The 19,217-nt window shown below is 70.1% G+C and carries 20 protein-coding genes; 16 read left to right on the top strand and 4 right to left on the bottom strand.

The features are described from left to right. The first annotated feature begins 96 nt into the window (after positions 1–96). From ACFFJC_RS15565 to ACFFJC_RS15545, 5 genes are all read left to right on the top strand, one after another. Positions 97–825 carry a murein L,D-transpeptidase catalytic domain-containing protein gene (locus ACFFJC_RS15565; protein WP_379488400.1) on the top strand — a complete coding sequence of 243 codons (729 nt, stop codon included), beginning with the start codon at positions 97–99 and terminating at the stop codon, positions 823–825. Positions 826–903: 78 nt separating this feature from the next. Next, positions 904–1,509 (top strand): TetR/AcrR family transcriptional regulator, encoded by a 606-nt coding sequence (locus ACFFJC_RS15560; protein WP_379488399.1) that lies wholly within the window; start codon positions 904–906, stop codon positions 1,507–1,509. After that, positions 1,506–2,528, top strand: coding sequence for an XdhC family protein (locus ACFFJC_RS15555; RefSeq protein WP_379488398.1), 1,023 nt, complete (start codon positions 1,506–1,508; stop codon positions 2,526–2,528). The genes ACFFJC_RS15560 and ACFFJC_RS15555 overlap by 4 nt, the downstream gene beginning before the upstream one ends. Positions 2,529–2,530: 2 nt before the next feature. Further along, positions 2,531–3,094, top strand: coding sequence for a nucleotidyltransferase family protein (locus tag ACFFJC_RS15550; protein ID WP_379488397.1), 564 nt, complete (start codon positions 2,531–2,533; stop codon positions 3,092–3,094). A gap of 26 nt (positions 3,095–3,120) precedes the next feature. Next, entirely contained in the window at positions 3,121–4,278 is a 1,158-nt protein-coding gene (locus tag ACFFJC_RS15545) for an oxidoreductase (protein WP_379488396.1), read from the top strand. 60 nt (positions 4,279–4,338) lie between these two features. Here the strand turns inward: ACFFJC_RS15545 and ACFFJC_RS15540 are convergent, their stop codons facing one another. Further along, positions 4,339–5,085 carry a TetR/AcrR family transcriptional regulator gene (locus ACFFJC_RS15540; protein WP_379488395.1) on the bottom strand — a complete coding sequence of 249 codons (747 nt, stop codon included), beginning with the start codon at positions 5,083–5,085 and terminating at the stop codon, positions 4,339–4,341. A 210-nt stretch (positions 5,086–5,295) separates the two neighbouring features. Between ACFFJC_RS15540 and ACFFJC_RS15535 the strand changes: the two genes are divergently transcribed. The 4 genes from ACFFJC_RS15535 to ACFFJC_RS15520 are packed head-to-tail and all read left to right on the top strand — an operon-like array spanning position 5,296 to position 9,201. Continuing rightward, positions 5,296–6,180 (top strand): TauD/TfdA dioxygenase family protein, encoded by an 885-nt coding sequence (locus ACFFJC_RS15535; protein ID WP_379488394.1) that lies wholly within the window; start codon positions 5,296–5,298, stop codon positions 6,178–6,180. 22 nt (positions 6,181–6,202) lie between these two features. Further along, entirely contained in the window at positions 6,203–7,279 is a 1,077-nt protein-coding gene (locus ACFFJC_RS15530; protein WP_379488393.1) for an LLM class flavin-dependent oxidoreductase, read from the top strand. Between the two features lie 34 nt (positions 7,280–7,313). Then, entirely contained in the window at positions 7,314–8,216 is a 903-nt protein-coding gene (locus ACFFJC_RS15525) for an SDR family NAD(P)-dependent oxidoreductase (protein WP_379488392.1), read from the top strand. Positions 8,217–8,235: 19 nt separating this feature from the next. Continuing rightward, positions 8,236–9,201 (top strand): TauD/TfdA dioxygenase family protein, encoded by a 966-nt coding sequence (locus tag ACFFJC_RS15520; protein WP_379488391.1) that lies wholly within the window; start codon positions 8,236–8,238, stop codon positions 9,199–9,201. Positions 9,202–9,354: 153 nt separating this feature from the next. Here ACFFJC_RS15520 and ACFFJC_RS15515 read toward each other — a convergent pair whose 3' ends face one another. Next, complete coding sequence (locus ACFFJC_RS15515; RefSeq protein ID WP_379488390.1) at positions 9,355–9,915, bottom strand: YqgE/AlgH family protein; 561 nt, start codon at positions 9,913–9,915, stop codon at positions 9,355–9,357. Between the two features lie 95 nt (positions 9,916–10,010). Between ACFFJC_RS15515 and ACFFJC_RS15510 the strand changes: the two genes are divergently transcribed. Further along, a complete protein-coding gene (locus ACFFJC_RS15510; RefSeq protein WP_379488389.1) occupies positions 10,011–10,706 on the top strand; it encodes a fumarylacetoacetate hydrolase family protein in 696 nt (231 codons plus the stop codon). 7 nt (positions 10,707–10,713) lie between these two features. Here ACFFJC_RS15510 and ACFFJC_RS15505 read toward each other — a convergent pair whose 3' ends face one another. Beyond that, complete coding sequence (locus ACFFJC_RS15505) at positions 10,714–13,176, bottom strand: TonB-dependent receptor (protein ID WP_379488388.1); 2,463 nt, start codon at positions 13,174–13,176, stop codon at positions 10,714–10,716. Between the two features lie 212 nt (positions 13,177–13,388). On the opposite strand from ACFFJC_RS15505, the gene ACFFJC_RS15500 reads away from it, so the two are divergent. From ACFFJC_RS15500 to ACFFJC_RS15485, 4 genes are all read left to right on the top strand, one after another. Next, positions 13,389–15,449, top strand: coding sequence for a TonB-dependent receptor (locus ACFFJC_RS15500; protein ID WP_379488387.1), 2,061 nt, complete (start codon positions 13,389–13,391; stop codon positions 15,447–15,449). A 48-nt stretch (positions 15,450–15,497) separates the two neighbouring features. After that, positions 15,498–16,016: a (2Fe-2S)-binding protein gene (locus ACFFJC_RS15495; RefSeq protein ID WP_379488386.1), complete on the top strand. Its 519-nt coding sequence runs from the start codon at positions 15,498–15,500 to the stop codon at positions 16,014–16,016. Beyond that, entirely contained in the window at positions 16,013–16,357 is a 345-nt protein-coding gene (gene arsC, locus ACFFJC_RS15490; RefSeq protein WP_379488385.1) for an arsenate reductase (glutaredoxin), read from the top strand. Before ACFFJC_RS15495 ends, arsC begins: the two co-directional genes overlap by 4 nt. Positions 16,358–16,461: 104 nt before the next feature. Next, entirely contained in the window at positions 16,462–17,100 is a 639-nt protein-coding gene (locus tag ACFFJC_RS15485; RefSeq protein WP_379488384.1) for a class I SAM-dependent methyltransferase, read from the top strand. Positions 17,101–17,168: 68 nt separating this feature from the next. Here ACFFJC_RS15485 and ACFFJC_RS15480 read toward each other — a convergent pair whose 3' ends face one another. Next, positions 17,169–18,011 (bottom strand): glycerophosphoryl diester phosphodiesterase membrane domain-containing protein, encoded by an 843-nt coding sequence (locus ACFFJC_RS15480; RefSeq protein ID WP_379488383.1) that lies wholly within the window; start codon positions 18,009–18,011, stop codon positions 17,169–17,171. Positions 18,012–18,115: 104 nt separating this feature from the next. Here ACFFJC_RS15480 and lipB point away from each other — a divergent pair, with 104 nt between their 5' ends. Both lipB and ACFFJC_RS15470 read left to right on the top strand, forming a co-directional pair. Further along, positions 18,116–18,799: a lipoyl(octanoyl) transferase LipB gene (gene lipB / locus ACFFJC_RS15475; RefSeq protein WP_379488382.1), complete on the top strand. Its 684-nt coding sequence runs from the start codon at positions 18,116–18,118 to the stop codon at positions 18,797–18,799. Beyond that, positions 18,796–19,113 carry a hypothetical protein gene (locus tag ACFFJC_RS15470; RefSeq protein WP_379488381.1) on the top strand — a complete coding sequence of 106 codons (318 nt, stop codon included), beginning with the start codon at positions 18,796–18,798 and terminating at the stop codon, positions 19,111–19,113. The genes lipB and ACFFJC_RS15470 overlap by 4 nt, the downstream gene beginning before the upstream one ends. Positions 19,114–19,217: the final 104 nt, after the last annotated feature.

Below are 19,217 nucleotides of genomic sequence, written 5' to 3'. Positions count from 1 at the left end.
GGGCCAAACTCCGGTTGCGTCGGATCGCTCCTGGGATGCGCCGGCCGAACGACGGGGCGGTGGAACCCTGCGGCCGGGCGTGTTATTCCTGCAACTATGAATCGGGCGCAGAGCAGGCGGAAGGTCCTCAAGGGTGGTTTGGTCGCGGGCGTGGGGCTTGCGCTGCCCTCGCGCGTCTTCGCGGCTGACAGCACGGGGCTGCTGGACCCGTCCGGCGCGGCCGCACCGGGCGAAGGCCCCGCGGCGACGCTTGCCAGCACGTTCCCCGCGGGAATGTCCGCGCCGGCGCTGGCCTCCGGCCTCTCTTCGTACGAGCGCCGCGTGCTGGAAACGGCGGCCCGGCAGGCGTCCCGCGTCCGGCCCAAGCTCTGGCGGGCAGACCTCGTCGGCATCGTCGATTTCGCCCAGCCCTCATGGAAGCCGCGCCTCCACTTCGCCAACCTGGAGAACGGCACGCTGCGCTCCTTCCTCGTCGCGCACGGCCGCGGCTCGGACCCGGCGCATAGCGGCTGGCTGCAGAGCTTCTCGAACGTGCCGGGTTCGGAGGCCAGCTCGCGCGGGGCCTATCTCACTTGCGAGTGGTACCAGGGCAAGTACGGCACCTCGATCCGCCTGATCGGGCTCGATGCCGACAACTCGATGGCGCTGCCTCGTGCCATCGTCATGCACCCGGCCTGGTACGTGGACGCGACCATGATCGACAAGTGGGGCAAGCTCGGCCGCAGCGAAGGCTGCTTCGCCATGAGTAACGGCGATTTCAACGAGGCGCTCTGGCACCTTTCAGGGGGCCGCCTGCTGTTCGCCGATCGCATCGGCGAAGGCTGACCGTCCGGCGGGGACCTGGCCGTAGGGCGGAGATGGCCCGGTTAGACAGACGGCCGTCGCGATGATACGGGACGGAACATGGACACCAGCCTGACCGGCCTCAAGCGCGACGCCCCTACCGATGCCCGCCAGGTGCGCTCGCGCAATGCGCTGACCACCGCCCTGCTCGCCCTGCTGGAAGAAAAGTCCTTCGACCAGCTCACCATCCGCGAGATCACGGCACGGGCAGGAACCGGCTACGCCACGTTCTTCCGTCACTATCCTACCAAGGAGGCGTTGCTGGCGGACATCGCCGCGCACGAAATCGCCGATCTGCTGGAACGCACGATCCCGATCCTGCACCAGGCGAACAGCTACGAGTCGACGGTGGCGCTGTGCCAGCACGTCGCCGAGAACGCAGTCCTGTGGTCGGCGCTGCTCAACGGCGGTGCCGCCGGGCTCGTGCGCGACGAGTTCATCCGGCAGGCCCGCGGCCTCGTCGACCAGACGGTGGCGCGTCCCGAATGGCCGGCGGACCTGGGCGTCATGCACGGCACCGGCTCCACCTTCGACATCCTTGCGTGGTGGCTGGCGCAGGACGGCGCACAGCGCCTGCCCGCGGGCGAGGTGGCAGACATCCTCCATCGCCTGGTGATCGCGCCGCTGGTCGGCGACCGGGTCGAGCGCAAGGCGGCGGTCTCGTGACCACGCTGGCGGCTGGCGAGGATCTGCCGCTCGGGGGCGAGATCGCGCATGCCGACTGGCCCGAGTTCGGCTGGATCGACGATGTGCGCCCCTCGCTCGCCGATGCGATGGCCGCGGGTCGGCCCGCCGCACTGGCGACGCTGTTCAAGGTGGAAGGGAGCGCTCCCCGCGGCCCGGGCGCGCAGATGCTGTTCACCGCCGGCGCGAACGGCACCGTCGCGGCCAGCGGCTACTTCTCGGGCGACTGCATCGAGGGTGACGTCGCCCATCACGCGGCGCAAGTGCTCGCCGTTGGGCAGCCGCGCCGGTTGCACTACGGCATGGGCAGTCCCTGGATCGACCTGCGCCTGCGCTGCGGCGGCGCCCTGCACGTGCTGCTCGAGCGGGTGCTGCCCGAAAGCCCGGCCGTCCAGGCCTTGCTGCGCCATGCCGCCGAGCGCCGTTCCTGCACCTGGATCAGCGATGGCGAAAGCCAGGAGACCAGCGAGTCTGCCGGCCCCCTGCTCGCGCTGACCGCCGAGCCGTTCCGGATCGCGCGCCGCTACGACCCGCCGCGGCGCCTGATCGTCTCCGGCGGCGATCCTGGCGCTCTCGCCGCCGCCCGGCTCGGGGCCATGGCGCAGTTCGAGACCATCCTCCTGCGGCCCGGCGGCCCCCACGCTCCGCCGCCCTTTCCGGTCGCGCAGTACGTGCGCGAGGAGCCGGCCGAGGCGCTCGCGCGGCTCAAGGTCGATCGCTGGACCGCATACCTGGGCGCGACGCACGAGGACCACCACGATCTCGGCGGCTGCCTCGCGGCCCTGCGGGGCGGTGCGGGATACGTCGGCATGATCGGCGCCCGCTCGCGCGCGCCCGCCCGCCGGGCGGCGCTGGAAGCGGCCGGAGCGAGCCCCGAGGAGCTTGCCCGCCTGCAACTCTCGCCCGGTGTCCCCGGCCTGGGCAAGTCGCCCTGGGAAGTCGCCACCGGGATCATCGCCGAGATCATGCAGGCCCTGAACCCGGCGCACGAGCGCGCCTGAGGGTGGAGCGCCCACGCACCGTCGCAATCGTGCTCGCCGCCGGCAAGGCCACCCGGTTCGGGAGCGACAAGCTCTCGGCCCTGCTCGATGGCGAGCCGCTGCTGTTCCATGCGATCCGCGCCGCGCGCGCTGCCCCGGTGGCACGGGTGGTCGTGGTGGCGCGGCCCGGGCTGGCAACGGGCGACTGGGCCGGCGCCCCACCGGTCGAGGTGGTGCGGCTCGCCAGCACGGCGCTTTCGGACACGTTGAAGGCGGCCATCGCTGCCGCCGCGGACGCGGACCGCGCCTTCGTCTTCCTCGGCGACATGCCGCGTATCCCGCAAGGTGTCGCGGCGCGCCTGGCCGCCATCATCGGCACCGGCTACGCCGCCATGCCGCGCCACCAGGGCAAGCCTGGGCATCCCGTCCTGCTCTCCTCCCGCGCCTTCCCCGACATCGCCACGCTCACCGGCGACGAGGGCGCCGGCCGGCTGCTGCGCCGCCGGGGCGATGTCGTATTTGACGACTGTCCAGATCCGGCCATACATTTCGATGTGGACCGGCCCGAGGACCTGGACAGGGCGTAGACGGGCGCGGCTTCGGGAGAGCCGACATGACCGATCTGAGCGCGCTGTTCACACCGTTCCGGCTCGGCCGGCACACCCTTCCCAACCGCATCGTCTTTCCGCCGATGGGCCTGCAGGTCTGCGAAGGCGGTGTCCCGGGCGAGGACGCGGCGCGCTACTACGCGCGGCGGGCGCAGGGCGGCGCCAGCCTGGTGGTGACCGAGGGCGTCTACATCGACCACCCCTCATCCGGCGACAACCCGCTGCTCGGGCGGTTCCACGGCGAGGATGCCTTCGCGGGCTGGCGCAACGTGGCGGCACAAGTGCGCGCGGCCGGTGCGCTCTGCGTGCCCGAGCTGTGGCACGTCGGCCTGATCTATCGCGGCCCGGACGTGCTGACGGGTGGGCCTCTCGCCTATCGGCCGGAACTGGGACAAGTCAGTCCCTCGGGCTGGATCGATCCGGCGAACCGGGTCTGCGACGGCATGACCCAGGCCGAGATCGACGACGTGATCTCCGCCTACGCGCGCGGTGCCCGCAAGGCGGTGGAGCTCGGCTTCGACGGCGTCGAGCTTCACGGGGCCCACGGCTACCTCATCGACCAGTTCCTGTGGAAGGCGCTCAACCGGCGGGAGGATCGCTACGGCGGCAGCGCGCGCGCCCGCGGCCGCTTCGCAGCCGAAGTGATCCGCGCCTGCCGTGAGGAGCTGGAGCCCGGCATGCCGCTGATCCTGCGCCTGTCGCAGTGGAAGATGGTGGACTACGCGGCGCGGCTCGCCGACACCCCGCAGGAACTGGAGGAACTGCTCGCCCCCGTGGTCGAGGCTGGCGTCGACCTCTTCGACTGCTCGCAGCGCCGCTTCTGGGAGCCGGCATTCGACGATGGCGGGGACCTGAACCTGGCCGGCTGGGTGAAGAAGGTCACTGGCGTGCCCACCTGCACGATCGGCTCGATCGGGCTCGACAGCGACTTCTTCGCCAATCTGGCCGACGGGCGGGATTCCGCGCTCGACCTGCACCGCCTGGACGACCTGATGCGACGGTTCGACCGCGGCGACTTCGACCTCGTGGCGGTCGGGCGCGCCATGATCGCGGAGCCGGACTGGCCCGCGCTGGTCCGGGCCGGTCGGCTCGACCGGCTCAAGCCGTTCAGCCCCAAGGCGCTGGACGAGGCCTTGATGGCGCATGTGACCACCGACCGCTGACAGGCGCGGAGCCGCTCAGCCACCTGACGCGGTCGATACAGGACCTCCGGCGCGCTCGCCTCACTCGCGCACCAGCCGCCCGGCCTGCTCGACCCGCTGCCGGGCGAGCTGCAGCCCCTCCTCCGCTTCGCGCAACAGGCGGCGCAATTCACCGGGGCCCTCGCGCGGCGCCCGGTCGAGCGCGCCGTGGAGAAAGAGGTGGACCGAATAGCGCACGTGGCGCTCGACGTGCGAGGGGTCCAGCCGCATGCCCCAGGCGGCGTTGCTGGCCGGCCCTCCGACCACCAGGCTGAGGAAGGCCTGAGCGGCGTCCTCCGCCTCGGGGAAATCGCCATTCGGTCCGCCCAGGTGCCGCCGGAACAGGTCCGCCAGATAGTGCAGCGTCGGCTCGGTGCCGAGGCGCACGTTCTCCAGCGCGATCTCGGGCATCGTCACCGATTCCGCATTGGTCAGGCGCAGCAGCCGCAGGCCGGCAGGCCCCAGCACGTTTTCCACCAGCAGCGTGCCGATGCGCAGCAGGGTCGCTTCGAAGTCTTCGCTCTCCTGCGCGCGCAGGGCCGCGGGCGGGACGATCCAGTCCGCGATGGCGCGGTCGAGCGCGGCCTTGAACAGCGCCTCCTTGTCGCCGTAGCGGGCATAGACCGTCCGCTTGGCCATGCCGGCCGCGGCGCAGATCGCGTCGATGCTGGTGCCGGCAAAGCCCTTCTCCACGAAGAGATCGAGCGCCTTGTCGAGCAGTTCCTCGTTGCTGAGCGAGGGTCGCCCCGGGCGGCGCCGGAGCGCTTCGGATGAATCGCCGTCAGGCACTGGGCACCATGGTTCGCCTCGATCTCTCGTCTCGCTTGCGACCCTAGCGGGGCAGTGGAGGCCACGCAACGACGATATAAAACGTCCAGCGGAACATATCCCACTATAACGCACGTGACGTCACCGCGAATCGGTGCTAATGAAACGATTAAGGTAACATACGTGAGGATCGACCTTTTGAGGCCGACCCGCGGAAGTGGAGAGGATGCCATGGCCTTGCCGTCGCGAGACCTGACGCCGTCGATCGGGTCCGAGATCCTGCTGGACAAGGCCGGCCTGCTGAGCGGGGACTATGCCGGCGAACTGCGCGAGCTGCTCGTCCGGCGCGGCGCGCTCGTCATCCGCGACCTCCACCTCAGCGACGAGGAGCTGCGCCAGGTCGCTCGCTCGCTGGGCGACCTGCGGATCGGTTCGGCCAAGCGCGCCGCCGACGGCAAGGTGCTGAACGAAGGCGACGAAGGGGTGCTCAAGGTCAGCCTCGACCCCAAGGTGAACCCCGATTACGCTCGTTTCCTGTTCGGCAACCTGCTGTGGCACATGGACGGTACGTACGAGCCGGTGCCGCCTTTCGCGACGCTGTTCGCTCCTTATCGCCTTTCTAATGAGGGTGGCGACACCATGTTCGCCACCACTTACGCCGCCTACGAGGACCTGCCCCGCGCCGAGCAGGAGCGGCTCTCCAGCCTGAAAGTGGTTCACACGATGCAGGCGGCCCTGTTTCCCGCCAAGCGCGACTGCACGCCCGAGGAGTTCGCCTTGTGGTCCTCCTATCCCCAGCGTTCGCACCCGCTCGTGTGGCAGCACAAGTCCGGCCGGCGCTCGCTCGTGCTCAGCACCTCGGCCGCCTGGATCGAAGGCATGCACCCGGCCGAGAGCCACGACCTGCTGCAGCGGCTGATGATCCACGCGACGCAAGAGAAGTACACCTACCGCCACCAGTGGCGGCTCGGCGACCTGGCGATCTGGGACAACACCGGCACCATGCACCGCGCCATGCCGTTCGAAGCGGGCAGCGCGCGGGAATTCCACCGCTGCACCCTCAACGGGGAGGAGCCGGTCACCGCACCTGGGCGGATCGCCGCGGCGGTCGCCTGACACGACACAAGGGAGAGGACACATGCAGGTCGGCGTACACCTGGGCTACCAGAACCTTCACGGGCTGCCCGACTACGAGTTCTTCCGCAAGGAGACCCAGCTCGCGGTCGAGGCCGAGGCGATGGGCTTCGACTTCGCGGCGATGGTCGAGCACCACTTCACCGACTACGCCGCCTGCCCCGACCCCTTGCAGGCGCTGAGCTGGGTGGCCGCGAAGACCAAGACGATCAAGCTGATGCCCGCGGCGGTCATCCTGCCCTGGAACGATCCGCTGCGGGTGGTGGAGAAGGTCGCGATGCTCGATGCGCTGTGCGAGGGGCGCCTCTACCTCGGCATGGGCCGGGGCGCGGCGCGGCGCGAGTTCGAGAAGTTCGGCCGCAGCCTGGCCGACAGCCGCGAGATGTTCGACGAGGCGGCGCTCATCATCATGGAGGGGTTGGAGACCGGCGTGGTCGAAGCCGACGGCAAGTGGTTCCAGCAGCCGCGCGCCGAGATCCGGCCGCGTCCGCAGGGCTGGACGCGCGACCGCTGCGTCATGGTCTCGATGTCGCCGGGGTCGTGCGAAGTCGCGGCGGAATACGGACTCAAGGCCTTGCGCTTCAGCCAGGGCGACTGGTCGAAGGCCATGCCCGAGATCGACAAGTACCGCACGACGTTCAAGGCCCTGCACGGAAAGGCCGCGCCGCCCTTCATCATCTCGGACTTCATGGTCTGCTTCGCCGACCGGGCCAAGGTGACGGACTATACCGACAAGTACTTCGCTGCCCAGTTCCTGCAGGTGGCGAACCACTACGAGTTCATGAGCCCGCACTTCAAGGACCTGCCGAGCTACGCGACCTACGCCTACATGGGCGATATGGCCGCCGCGCGGGGCGGACCGGACAAGGCCTACAAGGACTACGTCGGCGGGAATCTCATCGGCACGCCCGAGGAGCTCTACGACAAGCACCTGGAGCGCAAGTCGATGGTCGGCGACTACGAGATCATCGCCAATTTCAGCTTCGGCGGCATGCCCTACGAAGACGTGTACGAGCAGATGAAACTCTTTGCCGACAAGGTCATGCCGCTGCTGAAGGCGGAAGAGCCGGTCCTGGCGTAAGCTGGTCCCGGCACGGCTGACAAGGGAGAGGAACATGACCGAGATCGAGGGCCGCAGCGCCGTCGTCACCGGCGGAGGCAGCGGCATCGGCATGGGGCTGGCCCAGGAACTCGCCCGCCAGGGCGCGCGCGTCGCCGTGGCCGACATCATGCCCGGCAATGCCGAGGCGGTGGCCGAAGCCATCCGCGCCGAGGGGGGCGAGGCGATCGCGGTGGCGTGCGACGTGTGCGACCGCGCCTCGATCCGGGCGATGAAGCAGGCGGTGGACGCGGCGTTCGGCCCGGTCCAGCTGCTCTTCGCCAATGCCGGGGCGACCTCCTTCGATCCGCTGGTCGAGATGACGGACGACGACGTCGACTGGATTCTCCAGGTCAATCTCCACGGTGTGATGAACACGACGCGGGCCTTCCTGCCGGACATGATCGCGCAGCGCGAAGGCCACATCTGCGCCACGGCCTCGATGGCCGGGCTGCTGCCGGGATGGATTCCCGTCCACGCGCCCTACTCCGCCGCCAAGGCGGGCATCATCGGGCTGATGATGAACCTGGGCCTGGAGCTGGCCGAGCACAACGTCCACACCACCAGCTATTGTCCCGGCGGGGTCGCCACGGGGATGAAGGACAACAACGCCCGCTACCGTCCGGCACGCTTCGGCGGCCCGGCGAAGGGCCAGCTCGAAGTGACCGAAGCGTCCAGCGTTGCCCACAGCCACGACTTCTACACGCCCGACGCCATCGCTCCCATGGTCTTGGATGCGGTGCGGCACGATCGCGCCTTCGTTTTCGACCATCCGGACCAGCGGGCGCACTTCCGGCGTACCTATTCGGGGATTGTGGAGGCCTGCTACGATGCGGCAGATGCATGGCATGCGACCCACGGTACGCCGCAGGCGAACCCCGACGGGGCCCGGCTGGTCCAGCCCGCACAGGCTGGCTGACGACAAGAGGAGAGAAGCCTTGGCTGAGTTGAATGTCCGTCCGCTCGTCGAAGGCCGGGATTTCGGCATCCGCATCCTCGGCCTGACCGAACCGGACACGCACGATCCCCGGGTCCGGGACCAAGTGAACGCCCTCTTCACCCGCCACGGCATGATCGTGTTCGAAGACGTCGAGCCCTCGGGCGCCATGCACGTGGCGCTGTCCAACATCTTCGGCCCGATGAAGGACCACCCGAGCAAGGCCGTCCCGCGGGTCGATCAGGACACGATGCCCGGCGTCATCGACATGACCTGCAAGCCCTGGCCGGAAGGGCGCATCCACGTGGAAGGGCGTGAGGTCACGCAGTGGCTGCCCTGGCACTTCGACCATGCCTACAACAACGAGCTCAACCGCGCCGGCGTGCTGCGCGCGATCGACATCCCGCCGCAGGACGGCCTCACCGGCTTCGTCGACGGCATCGAGCTGTACGAGCGGCTCTCGCCCGACCTGCGCGCGAGGATCGAGGGCCGCAACGTGCTCTATCGCATGAACGTCATCATGCAGAACTTCCACTTCGGCGCCCCGGATGACTACCTCTGCCTGGCCGAGAACCCGCATGCCGACGCGGTGATGGAAGCGGCCAAGGACACGCCCCGCGCCGTCCACCCGGCCGTCTGGACGCGGGAGACGGGCGAAAAGGTGCTCCACGTCTCGCCCTGGATGGCCGAGGGGATCGAAGGCGACGAGACGCCGGAGGGAGACGCCCTGCTCGACGCCGTCAGCCGCGAGATCTTCACGCTCGCCAGGGACTTGTCCTATTGGCACCGCTGGAAGCCCACCGACATGCTGATCTGGGACAACTGGCGCGTCCTGCATGCCGTCAGCGGCCACGACCCCCAGTACGGCCGGCGCATGCAACGCACGACCATCAAGGGCGACTACGGGCTCGGCTACTTCGAAAACGGCGCCTCGAGCGACAACAAGATCCTGGAGCGGACGTACTGACCTTCGGCGCACGGCCTTCGACAGGCTCAGGCTGAACGGTCCCCGGCGGTCTGCGCTGGGGCGGATCTCCCCGCCCCCCCCTCACCGCCCGTGCCGAGCCTGTCGAAGCATGCGAGCCTCGCGCCATCCTCCGGTCCTTCGATAGGTGCCCGGCTAGGCGCGCCCCGTCTCGGTCGAGAGCACCGCCGGATCGATGCCTTCGGCCCGCCACGTGGCGGACCAGCGCGCTTCGGGAGGGGTTTCGAACAGGACCTCTCGGTGGCCCGCGGCGGCGTACCAGCCATGGTGGCGCATCTCGGCCTCCAGCTGGCCGGCGCCCCAGCCGGCATAGCCCAGCGCCATGATCCAGTGCTCCGGCCCGCGCCCCTCCGCGATCGCGCGCAGCACGTCCATCGAGGCGGAGAGCGCGCAGAGCGGCTGCACTGCGATGGTGTCGGCCCCGCCCCAGTCGGTCGAATGGAGGATGAACCCGCGGCCCGGCTCCACCGGCCCGCCGTTCATGATCTCGCGATTGGGCGAGACGCCGGGGTCGACGTCCAGTTCCTCCAGCACGTCGTGGAAGCGCACGCCGTCCCGCACCTGGCCGATCCCGATGCCGAGCGCGCCGTTCTCGTCATGCACGCACATCACGTTGACCGACCGCTCGAAGCGCGGGTCGAACATGCCGGGCATGGCGAGCAGGATCCGGCCCGAGAGGTACTGTTCAGCAGTCACGCCTGGCAATGTAGGCGCGCCGCCCGGCACCGCAAGCGGCAAGGCGGTGGGCCGCCGCCCTTTCCCTTCCTCGCAGGTGCCCTTAAGGAGGCGGAATGACGCTGCTGTTCGACCTGCCCGCCGCCTCCGCCGTCCCCGTGCTCGGTGCGGAGGCACGCTATCCGGTGCGCCGCGTGTTCTGCGTCGGCCGCAACTATGCCGCGCACGCTTTGGAACTGGGCAATGCCGTGGACCGGGAGGCTCCGATCTGGTTCACCAAGGCGCCGGCCGCGCTCTGCCTGTCGGGCGAAACGATCCCCTACCCGCCGGGAACCGCCAGCTGCCACTACGAGATGGAGCTGGTCGTCGCCATCGGCGCGCCGGCTTTCCGCATCGGGCCCGAGGCCGCGCTTGATGTCGTCTTCGGCTATGCCTGCGGGCTCGACATGACCCGGCGCGACCTGCAGAACGCGGCCAAGGCCAAGGGCTATCCCTGGGACACCGGCAAGGACTTCGAGAATGGCGCGGTGATCGCGCCCATCACGCCCGCAGCGCGCTTCGGCGAAGTGGCGGGGCAGCGCATCGCGCTGGCGCAGAACGGCGAGGCACGCCAGGACGGCACGCTCGCCGACATGATCTGGTCGATCCCCGAGCTGATCGCCGACCTTTCGCGCCTCTACCACCTTGCGCCGGGCGACCTTGTCTACACCGGCACGCCGGCAGGGGTCGGTCCCGTCGCGGCCGGCGACGTGCTGGAAGGCACGATCGAGGGCCTGGAGCCGGTCCGGCTGGAGATCGGCCCGGCGGAGTGACGCCGGTTCAGTAGTTGTAGGTCAGCTGCACCGCGACCGAGCGCGGTTGCGCGACGGTTCCGATGATGTCCGCCAGCGCAACGCAGCCCGCCGGCGTGCCGACCGCGGTGCAACTCGCGCCGCTGGTTCCCTTGGCGCCGCCGGTGCCGGTCCGGTCGATGCCGCTGATGAGGTTGCGCTCGTTGGTGAGATTGCGGCCGATCACCGCCAGCTCCCACTTGCGGTCGGCGGTGAACAGGCGCCAGCTGGCGTCCAGCTTCCAGAAGGCGTCCTGCTGCGCCAGCGGCTGGAGCTGGGTGCCGGCGTTGTATTTGCCCGAATAGTTGGCGTCGGCCGACACGCTCGTCGTCAGCGCGCCCAGCCCGGCCTCGAAGTAGCCGCCGAGGTTGGCGGTGAAGACCGGCGCCTTGCGCAGTCGCCGCCCGGACAGGTCCTGCGCGGTGTAGCGGCCCAGCACCGTATCGAACTGCTGGTTGCAGCCGAGCGCCGCGGTCTGGCCGGCGTAGCAGTCGGCCAGGTAGTCGCGGAACTTCGAATCGTTGTAGGCCACGGCGGCATGGAGCGAGAGCCCGGGCGCTGCGGAGGGGGAGAAGCTGGTCTCCGCCTCGATCCCCTTGATCCGCGCCTTGGCGGCGTTCTGCAGGCGGAAGGCGCGGCTGGTGGTGTCGAAGACCGAGACCTGCAGGCCCGAGTAGTCGTACCAGTAGGCGGTGAGGTTGAACGTGACCTGCCGGTCGGCGAAGCGTGACTTGAGGCCGGCCTCGAAGCCTTCGACCTCCTCGGGATCGAAGCTCTGGTCGCGCGACGGGTCGAGCGCGATGGCGCCGTTGGTGAACCCCGCATCGAAGCCGCCGGACTTGAACCCCTGCTTGTACGAGGCGAAGAGCATCACATCGTCCGCAGGCGTAAACTTGACCGTGACTTCGGGCGAGAAGTCGTCGAACTTCAGCCGGGTGCCGGGATAGCGCGGGCTCGTCGTCACGTCGAAGGGCGTGCCGCCGTAAGGGGTGACCGTGAAGTCGCGCAGATCCTTCACTTCGTGGGTGTAGCGGCCGCCGGCGGTGACCTGGATCTGCTCGGTCGGGTTGAACAGCAGCTGGCCGAAGGCCGAGGCCGAGGTCTGCTTCTGGTGCGTCGATTCGGTGGGCAGCGGCAGGTTGATGCCGGGCACCGCGATGAACGTCGAGGTGTAGAGCCGGCGGTCTTCGTAGAAACCGCCGATCACGACGTCGAACATGCCGTCGAAATCGGACGCGAGGCGCAGTTCCTGGGAATACTGGTCGTTGCTGAAGCCCACGACGAAGGCGTTGTTGCTGGTGGGGCCATAGCCGCCGTTCGAGGAGATATCCTCCCGCACGCCGTAGTAGCCCGAGACCGAGGTCAGCGTCAGCGCCTCCGACAGGTCCCAGTCGACCTGCCCGGTGAGGAGGTACTGGCGGTTGAGACGGCCGCCGTAAGGACCGGCGAAGGACGGGCTAAGGGCCAGATAGGACGGCGGAAGCGCCGCGGTATAGACGACGCCGTCGTTCTCGCAGTTGCTGGCATCCTCGAACGGGCGCTGGCCTACGCCATAGGGGCAGGCGACGATGTCCGAGTAGAAGGACGGCCCGCCGACCACCTCGGTTTCCGTGTACGTGCCCTTGAGCCGGACCTTGATCCGGTCGCTCGGCTGCCAGGCCAGCGTGGCGCGCAAGAACATCTCGTCCTGCTTGGGGAAGCGGTGGAGATCGGTGGGGATGACCCCCGGAGGAGGGGTGCTTGTGCCGGGGGCATCGGGGGTGACCAGGCGGATGTAGCCCTCCATCCGTGAGCCGTGCGCGGCGAGGCGCAGGCCCAGTGTGTCGGTGAGCGGGGCCGAGCCGGTGACGTCCACGTACTTCTCGCGTGCCTTGAACTCGTAGCCGGCGCGGACCATCAGCTCGGGCGCGTCGCCGGGATCGGCGGTGAGAATGGAGATGATGCCGCCGGGGCTGTTCTTGCCGAAGAACAGCGACTGCGGACCGCGCAGGATCTCGATCTGCTGGAGGTCCATCTGCGCCGCGCGCAGGATCTGGGCGCTGGAGATCGGCACGCCGTCGACATTGGTGGAGACCGCCTGGTCCACGAAGGCCATCGATTCGCCCGAGCCGATCCCGCGCAGCGAGATCGACCCGCCCATCGCGCCGGAAGCCTCTCCGGTGAACAGGCCCGGGGTGAACTGCGCGATCGAATCGATGCCGGTGACACCATAGCGGTCGAGCAGCGCGTCGGAGAGCACGGTCATCGGCACCGGCGTCTCCTGCGCCGTCTCGGCGCGGCGGCGGGCGGTGACGATGATGTCGGCGCCGGTGACGTCCTCGCGGGCGGAGGGAGACCCGTCGGCGGCCCTGGGTCCGGACGGGGCGGGCGCTTCGTCCTGCGCCGCAGCGGGGGTGCCCGTAAACGCCAGCGCACCGGATACGCAGGCGAGCAGCCATGCCTGGGTTGCCATCGTGTCATCCTCCTCAAAGCTCCCGCCCACCGGGGACGGGCACGACGCGCGGGCCCTTCCTGGACCCGTCTTCGCCGCTTCGGGGACCCTTGTACCATCGACAGGCGTCCTTGGCAGACTGCACAGTTGTCCAAACAGGCAAACTCCGCGCCTGCGATCCGTCCACCGCGCCGCGCCTTGCCACCCCGGCTGCTTGCCGTAGAAGGCGCGGCATGACCTCGACGCGATGCCGCGCGGCACGAACCCTGTCGCTCCTGACCCTTCCCCTGCTGCTGGCGCCTCTTTCCGCCCGGGCCGGGGAGTCCACTGCGGAGAGCGAGGACGGCGAGGCCCTGCCCCGGGCCCCGATCGTCGTCACCGGCCGCGGACTGCGCGAAGGCCCCGCCACCCCCGCCTACGACGTGCGCAGGCTGGAGCGCGACACGCTGACCTCCAGCGCTTCGGGCCGGATCGAGGACGTGCTCGCCTCGGTGGCCGGGTTCCAGCAGTTCCGCCGCTCGGACAGCCGCGCCTCCAATCCCTCGAACCAGGGCGTGACGCTGCGCGCGCTGGGCGGCAACGCCTCCAGCCGGGCGCAGGTGCTGCTGGACGGGGTGCCGGTGGGCAACCCGTTCTTCGGCTATATCCCGCTGAGCGCGCTGGCGCCCGAACGCCTGGGCGCGGTGCGGGTCACGCGCGGCGGCGGCATGGGCGCGTTCGGCGCCGGCGCCGTGTCCGGCACGATCGAGCTGGAGAGCGCCGGGCCCGACGAGCTCGGCCCGCTTTCCGCACAGGCGCTCGTCAACGACCGCGGCGAGACCCAGAGCGCGCTCACGCTGGCGCCGCGCCTGGGCGAAGGCTTCGTCGTGGCCGGCGTGCAGTGGGACCGCGGCCAGGGCTTCCAGACCACCCCGCGCGACCAGCGCGTCGCCGCCACCGCCCGCGCCGGCTACGAGAGCTGGTCGGGATCGCTGCGCGGCGTCGCACCGCTCACCGACGCGGTCGAGGTGCAGGCCTCCGGCCTCGTCTACGACGACGCCCGGACCCTGCGCTTCGATGGCGCGGATTCGACGTCGTCGGGGCAGCAGGGCGCGCTGCGCCTGGTCGGCCGGGGAGCATGGCAGTTCGACGTGCTCGGCTACGTCCAGGCGCAGGATTTCTCGAACGTCGTCATCAGCTCCACCAGCTTCCGCAAGACGCTGGACCAGAAGAAGACCCCGACGCTGGCGGTCGGCGGCAAGGCCGAGCTGCGGCCGCCGGTCGGCGCCGACCACGTGCTGCGGCTGGGTGCCGACATCCGGCTTTCGCGCGGCCACCTGGTGGAAGTGCCCTTAAACGCGACCACCGGCCTGGCCACGGCGTTCCGCCGTGCCGGGGGCAAGCAGTCCGACCTCGGGCTCTACGTCGAGGACGACTGGACGCTGGGCAGCCTGGTGGTGACGGCCGGTGCCCGCGCCGATCGCTGGACGATCCGCGATGGCTTCTACCGCGAGCTGAACGCGGCCGGGGCGGTGAGCCGCGACACCCGCTTCGCAAACCGTGACGGGTGGAGCGGCAACGCCCGCGGCGGCCTGGTCTGGAACGCGGGCCGCGCGGTCTCGCTGCGCGCCGCCGCCTATACCGGCCTGCGCCTGCCGACGCTGAACGAGCTCTACCGCCCCTTCGTGGTCTTCCCCGTGACCACGCAGGCCAACGCCGCGCTCAAGCCGGAACGGCTGCGCGGGTACGAGGCGGGCGTGGACCTCCATCCCTCGCCGGCGCTGTCGATCGCGCTGACCGCCTTCGACAACCGCCTGAAGGACGCGGTCGCCAACGTGACGCTCGATGCCACCACGCGCCAGCGACAGAACGTCAATGCGATCCGCGCCCGCGGGCTGGAGGCGAGCGCGGAGCTTGCGCTCGGGCGCGTCGATCTGTCCGGGTCGCTGGCCTGGACCGACGCCGAAGTGGAGGCGAGCGGGAGCCAGCAGGCGCTCGACGGGCTGCGCCCGGCGCAGGTGCCCCGCCTCTTCGCCAGCGGCACCCTGGCCTGGACCCCGCGCGAGGGCTGGCGCCTCGCGGCCACGGTGCGCCACACCGGCGCCCAGTTCGAGGACGACCTGGAGACCGACGTCCTGCCCGCCGCGACCACGCTCGACCTCTTCGCGCAAGTCCCGCTCGGCCGCTTCGCCACGCTGGTCCTGCGCGGCGAGAACCTTACCGACGAGACGATCGTGACGCGCAATCAAGGCGGCTCGATCGACCTGGGCCAGCCGCGCACGCTGTGGGCGGGGATCAAGCTGGGCTTGCGCTAGGGCCGCGTCTCGGGCACCGCCGCGGCATATGAGCTGGCTGGACATGCCGTGACCCGTCTCACCGTCAACGAACGGCCCGTCGAGTTCGCGATGGACCCGCGCACGCCGCTGCTCTGGGCGCTGCGCGACGCCGCCAACCTGACCGGCACCAAGTACGGCTGCGGCGTGGGCGACTGCCACGCCTGCACGGTCCACGTGGACGGCGCGGCGCTGCGCGCGTGCCTCATCTCGCTGGCCGAGTGCGAGGGCCGCTTCGTGGTCACCGTCGAGGGCCTGGCGCGCGACCGGCCGCACCCGGTGCAGCAGGCCCTGGTCGCCGAGCAGGCGATCCAGTGCGGCTTCTGCACCCCCGGCATCGTCATGGCCGCGGCCGCGCTGCTGGCGCGCAACGCCCGCCCGAGCGAGGCCGAGATCAAGGCGGCGATCCCCAACTTGTGCCGCTGCGGCGTCCACCCGCGCCTGGTGCGCGCCGTCCAGCGCGCCGCCGCGCTCGCCCGCGGGGAAGAACAGACCATCGGCGAGGGGCCGGCACCCGCGCCGCCAACACGAGAAGGAGACCGGCAATGAAGGCCACCATCTGGCACAACCCCGCCTGCGGCACCTCGCGCAAGACGCTCGCGATCCTCGAGGAGACCCCCGGCATCGCGCTGGAGGTGGTCGAGTACCTCAAGACCCCGCCGTCCGCCGACAAGCTGGCGCAGCTCTACCGCGATGCCGGCATCACCCCGCAGCAGGGCCTGCGCACCCGCGGGACCGATGCCGTCGAGCGCGGCCTGCCCGATGCCGACGATGCCACCGTTCTGGCCGCGATGGCCGCCGAACCGATGCTGATCGAGCGTCCTCTGGTGGAAACCGAAAGGGGCGTCAGGCTTTGTCGCCCGCAGGAGACGGTTCGCGAGATACTCTAGGAGTCCATCCCCAAGGCCCGACCCCATCGCCTTGCAATGGCAGCGACAATCTGCCACCGCATGGCAGATTTCTGACACCGCACAACGCGAGAGCTTGCCCCAGCATGACCAGTACCGAGCTTGCCCGAGAGGCACTGCCCCAGCGGATCAAGCGGAAAATCAAGCAAGGCATGGGGCCATGGGGCGTGTTCCTGGAAGGGTTCCTGCGCCACCCCGTGATGGTGGGCTCGGTGGTGCCGTCCTCCCGCTTCGTCATCAACCGGATGCTCTCGCGGGTCGACTGGTCGCGCTGCAAGCTGTTCGTCGAGTATGGCCCCGGCGTCGGCACCTTCTGCCGCCCGGTGCTCGACCGCCTGCCGCGCGACGGCATGATGCTGGTGATCGACACCAACCCGCTTTTCATCGACTACCTGCGGCGCACGGTCAACGACAGCCGCTTCGTGGCAGTGCTGGGCTCGGCCGCCGACGTCGAGGAGATCGTGCGCGCCCACGGCCACGAAAAGGCGGACTACGTGCTTTCGGGCCTGCCCTTCTCCACCCTGCCGGACGGCGTCGCCCCGGCCATCGCCGCTGCCACCCATCGCGTCATCCGCAAGGGCGGGGCCTTCCTGGTGTACCAGTTCCGCCCCAAGGCGCGCAGCTACATGGCGCGCCACTTCAAGCACATCGACCAGGACTTCGAGGCGGTGAACGTGCCGCCCTGCTTCCTGTGGTGGGCCTGGAAGGAAGAGGACGAGGCCTGACGAGGGCCGGCGAAGGCTGACCCCGGGGGCGGCCGGAGGTCGAGGCGCGGCTTGCTCTAAGGCGCCGCTTACTCGAACGGGCTGGCGGCGAACTCGGGCGTGGGACCGGCAAGCTGGCGGTGCGTCTGCGCCACCACGGCCGCCAGCACCACGCTCGCCGCCGCGGAGATCGCGCCCGAGACCACGCCCATGATCATGAGGGCGAAGCCGCCCTGCCCCAGCAGCAGCATGACCGGCCCCGCCAGCACCAGCGTCAGCGTGATGGCGAGCACGAAGTAGCCCAGCGTCAGCAGCAGGTAGAAGCCGAATAGCCGGGCGCTGTTGCGCCGCGTCAGCCGCCAGGAGCGCGCCATGGCGCCGACGGGATTGCGCACCCCCTCGTTGACGATCACCGGCACCACCAGCGACAGCTTGATCGCGGCGTAGGCCAGCGCCATCATCAGCAGCACGACGGCCACCATCGAACCCGCGCGCGGTGCCCCGATCAGCGCGAACAGGCCGGCCACCAGCATCGTGATCGCCACCGTCGCCAGCATGACCCCGAGGAAGACGATCACCGCGACCGCGAAGAGCGAGGGCAGCGCGCGCAGTCCGGCGCGGATCGATTCGCCCACGGTCGGGCGCTGCCGGTCGCTGATGAGGGAAGTGACGGCCAGGTAGCCGATCATCTGCGCCACTCCGCCGCCGACGCCGAAGGCGAGCATCATGCCGAGGTTTTCCCGCATCACCTGCTTCAGGACCTCGGGCTGCGCCATGGTGGCCATGATCCGCGTCTGCACATCCGTGAGGAAGACGGTGGAGAGGAGCGTGGGGAGCAGGAAGAACACGCCGCCCAGTGCCAGCAGCACCTCGCGGTTGGCGCGCACGGCGGCCATCGCGTCAGTCCAGGCCCGGTTGCTGTCGAACTTCATCTCGTACTCCACGGTGGGCCGGATCCGCGCATTCGCCCCGGGGGCGGGCGGGCCTCGCCTGAAGGCTCTTGATAACCGCAGGAAATGGCGCCACGCAACGCGGCATGACGATTCCCGCCACTCTTCCGGGTGATATCGAGCTCCGGGTGTCCACCGATCCCGTCCCCTACCGCGCGGCGCTGGAGGAGATGACCGCCCGCAACGCGGCGATCGCGGCGGGCGAGGCGCGCGAACTGGTGTGGCTGCTCGAACATCCGCCGGTCTACACCGCCGGGACCAGCGCCGCCTCGGCCGAGCTGCTCGACCCGCGCTTCGAGGTGGTCGAGGCCGGGCGCGGCGGGCGCTACACCTACCACGGGCCCGGCCAGCGCGTGGGCTATGTCCTGCTGGACCTCAGGACGCACGCCCGCGACGCCCGCGGCTTCGTGCACGGCCTCGAAGGCTGGGTGATCGAGACCCTGCGCGATTTCGGGGTGGAGGGCTTTCGCTCCGAGGGCCGGATCGGCATCTGGACCCGCGACATCGACGGGCGCGAGGCCAAGGTCGGCGCCATCGGCGTGCGCATCCGCAAGTGGGTGACGATGCACGGCTTCGCGGTGAACATCCGCCCGGACCTGTCGCACTTCACCGGCATCGTGCCCTGCGGGATCGACGAATTCGGCGTCACCAGCCTGGAGCGGCTCGGCAAGCCGGTGGACTTCGCCGCCTGGGACGCAGCGCTCCTCGCCCGCGCGCCCGCCTTCCTCGCCGCGCTCGATCGCCCCTGCCCGCCGGAGACCGCCGCATGAAGTTCCGCCTGACCGGTGCCGTCGTCTGCGCCACGCTGGCGCTCGCCGCGTGCAAGAACTCCGACGACCAGCCCAAGGCGGCCGCCGGCGGCGAGCTGCTGCCCCGCTCGGTGGGCGACGACATGCTGCCTTACGACACGGTCCGCTCGCAAGCCTCGCTGTCGGACCCCGACGCGGGGCTCTACGAAGGGCCAACGACGCGCGGCCCCTCGGTGTCAGCGTCCGCAGCGCCCGAGGACGAGGGCGTCACCGACCCGCTCGAGGCCGGGCCGGTCGTGGACACGCCCCCGCCGGCAGCGGACCCGCAGCCCTGATCCGGCGCTGGCGGGACAGCATCGCCTAGCGGCGGGCACCGCTCCAACATGCGGGCGCCGCGCCTCGCCTCGGGGCCTTCGACAGGCTCAGGCTGAGCGGGCGG

The sequence above is a fragment of the Novosphingobium soli genome (assembly GCF_042432915.1).
GTDB lineage: Bacteria > Pseudomonadota > Alphaproteobacteria > Sphingomonadales > Sphingomonadaceae > Novosphingobium > Novosphingobium soli.
This window is presented reverse-complemented; position numbering and strand designations above follow the sequence as displayed.

Bases quoted from the DNA above. Each gene is read 5' to 3' on its own strand.
- ACFFJC_RS15510 (WP_379488389.1), top strand. From the start codon at position 10,011: ATGACGCTGCTGTTCGACCTGCCCGCCGCCTCCGCCGTCCCCGTGCTC.
- ACFFJC_RS15525 (WP_379488392.1), top strand. From the start codon at position 7,314: ATGACCGAGATCGAGGGCCGCAGCGCCGTCGTCACCGGCGGAGGCAGC.
- ACFFJC_RS15565 (WP_379488400.1), top strand. From the start codon at position 97: ATGAATCGGGCGCAGAGCAGGCGGAAGGTCCTCAAGGGTGGTTTGGTC.
- ACFFJC_RS15500 (WP_379488387.1), top strand. From the start codon at position 13,389: ATGACCTCGACGCGATGCCGCGCGGCACGAACCCTGTCGCTCCTGACC.
- ACFFJC_RS15505 (WP_379488388.1), bottom strand. From the start codon at position 13,176: ATGGCAACCCAGGCATGGCTGCTCGCCTGCGTATCCGGTGCGCTGGCG.
- ACFFJC_RS15535 (WP_379488394.1), top strand. From the start codon at position 5,296: ATGGCCTTGCCGTCGCGAGACCTGACGCCGTCGATCGGGTCCGAGATC.
- ACFFJC_RS15545 (WP_379488396.1), top strand. From the start codon at position 3,121: ATGACCGATCTGAGCGCGCTGTTCACACCGTTCCGGCTCGGCCGGCAC.
- ACFFJC_RS15480 (WP_379488383.1), bottom strand. From the start codon at position 18,011: ATGAAGTTCGACAGCAACCGGGCCTGGACTGACGCGATGGCCGCCGTG.
- ACFFJC_RS15560 (WP_379488399.1), top strand. From the start codon at position 904: ATGGACACCAGCCTGACCGGCCTCAAGCGCGACGCCCCTACCGATGCC.
- ACFFJC_RS15485 (WP_379488384.1), top strand. From the start codon at position 16,462: ATGACCAGTACCGAGCTTGCCCGAGAGGCACTGCCCCAGCGGATCAAG.
- arsC (WP_379488385.1), top strand. From the start codon at position 16,013: ATGAAGGCCACCATCTGGCACAACCCCGCCTGCGGCACCTCGCGCAAG.
- lipB (WP_379488382.1), top strand. From the start codon at position 18,116: ATGACGATTCCCGCCACTCTTCCGGGTGATATCGAGCTCCGGGTGTCC.
- ACFFJC_RS15530 (WP_379488393.1), top strand. From the start codon at position 6,203: ATGCAGGTCGGCGTACACCTGGGCTACCAGAACCTTCACGGGCTGCCC.
- ACFFJC_RS15470 (WP_379488381.1), top strand. From the start codon at position 18,796: ATGAAGTTCCGCCTGACCGGTGCCGTCGTCTGCGCCACGCTGGCGCTC.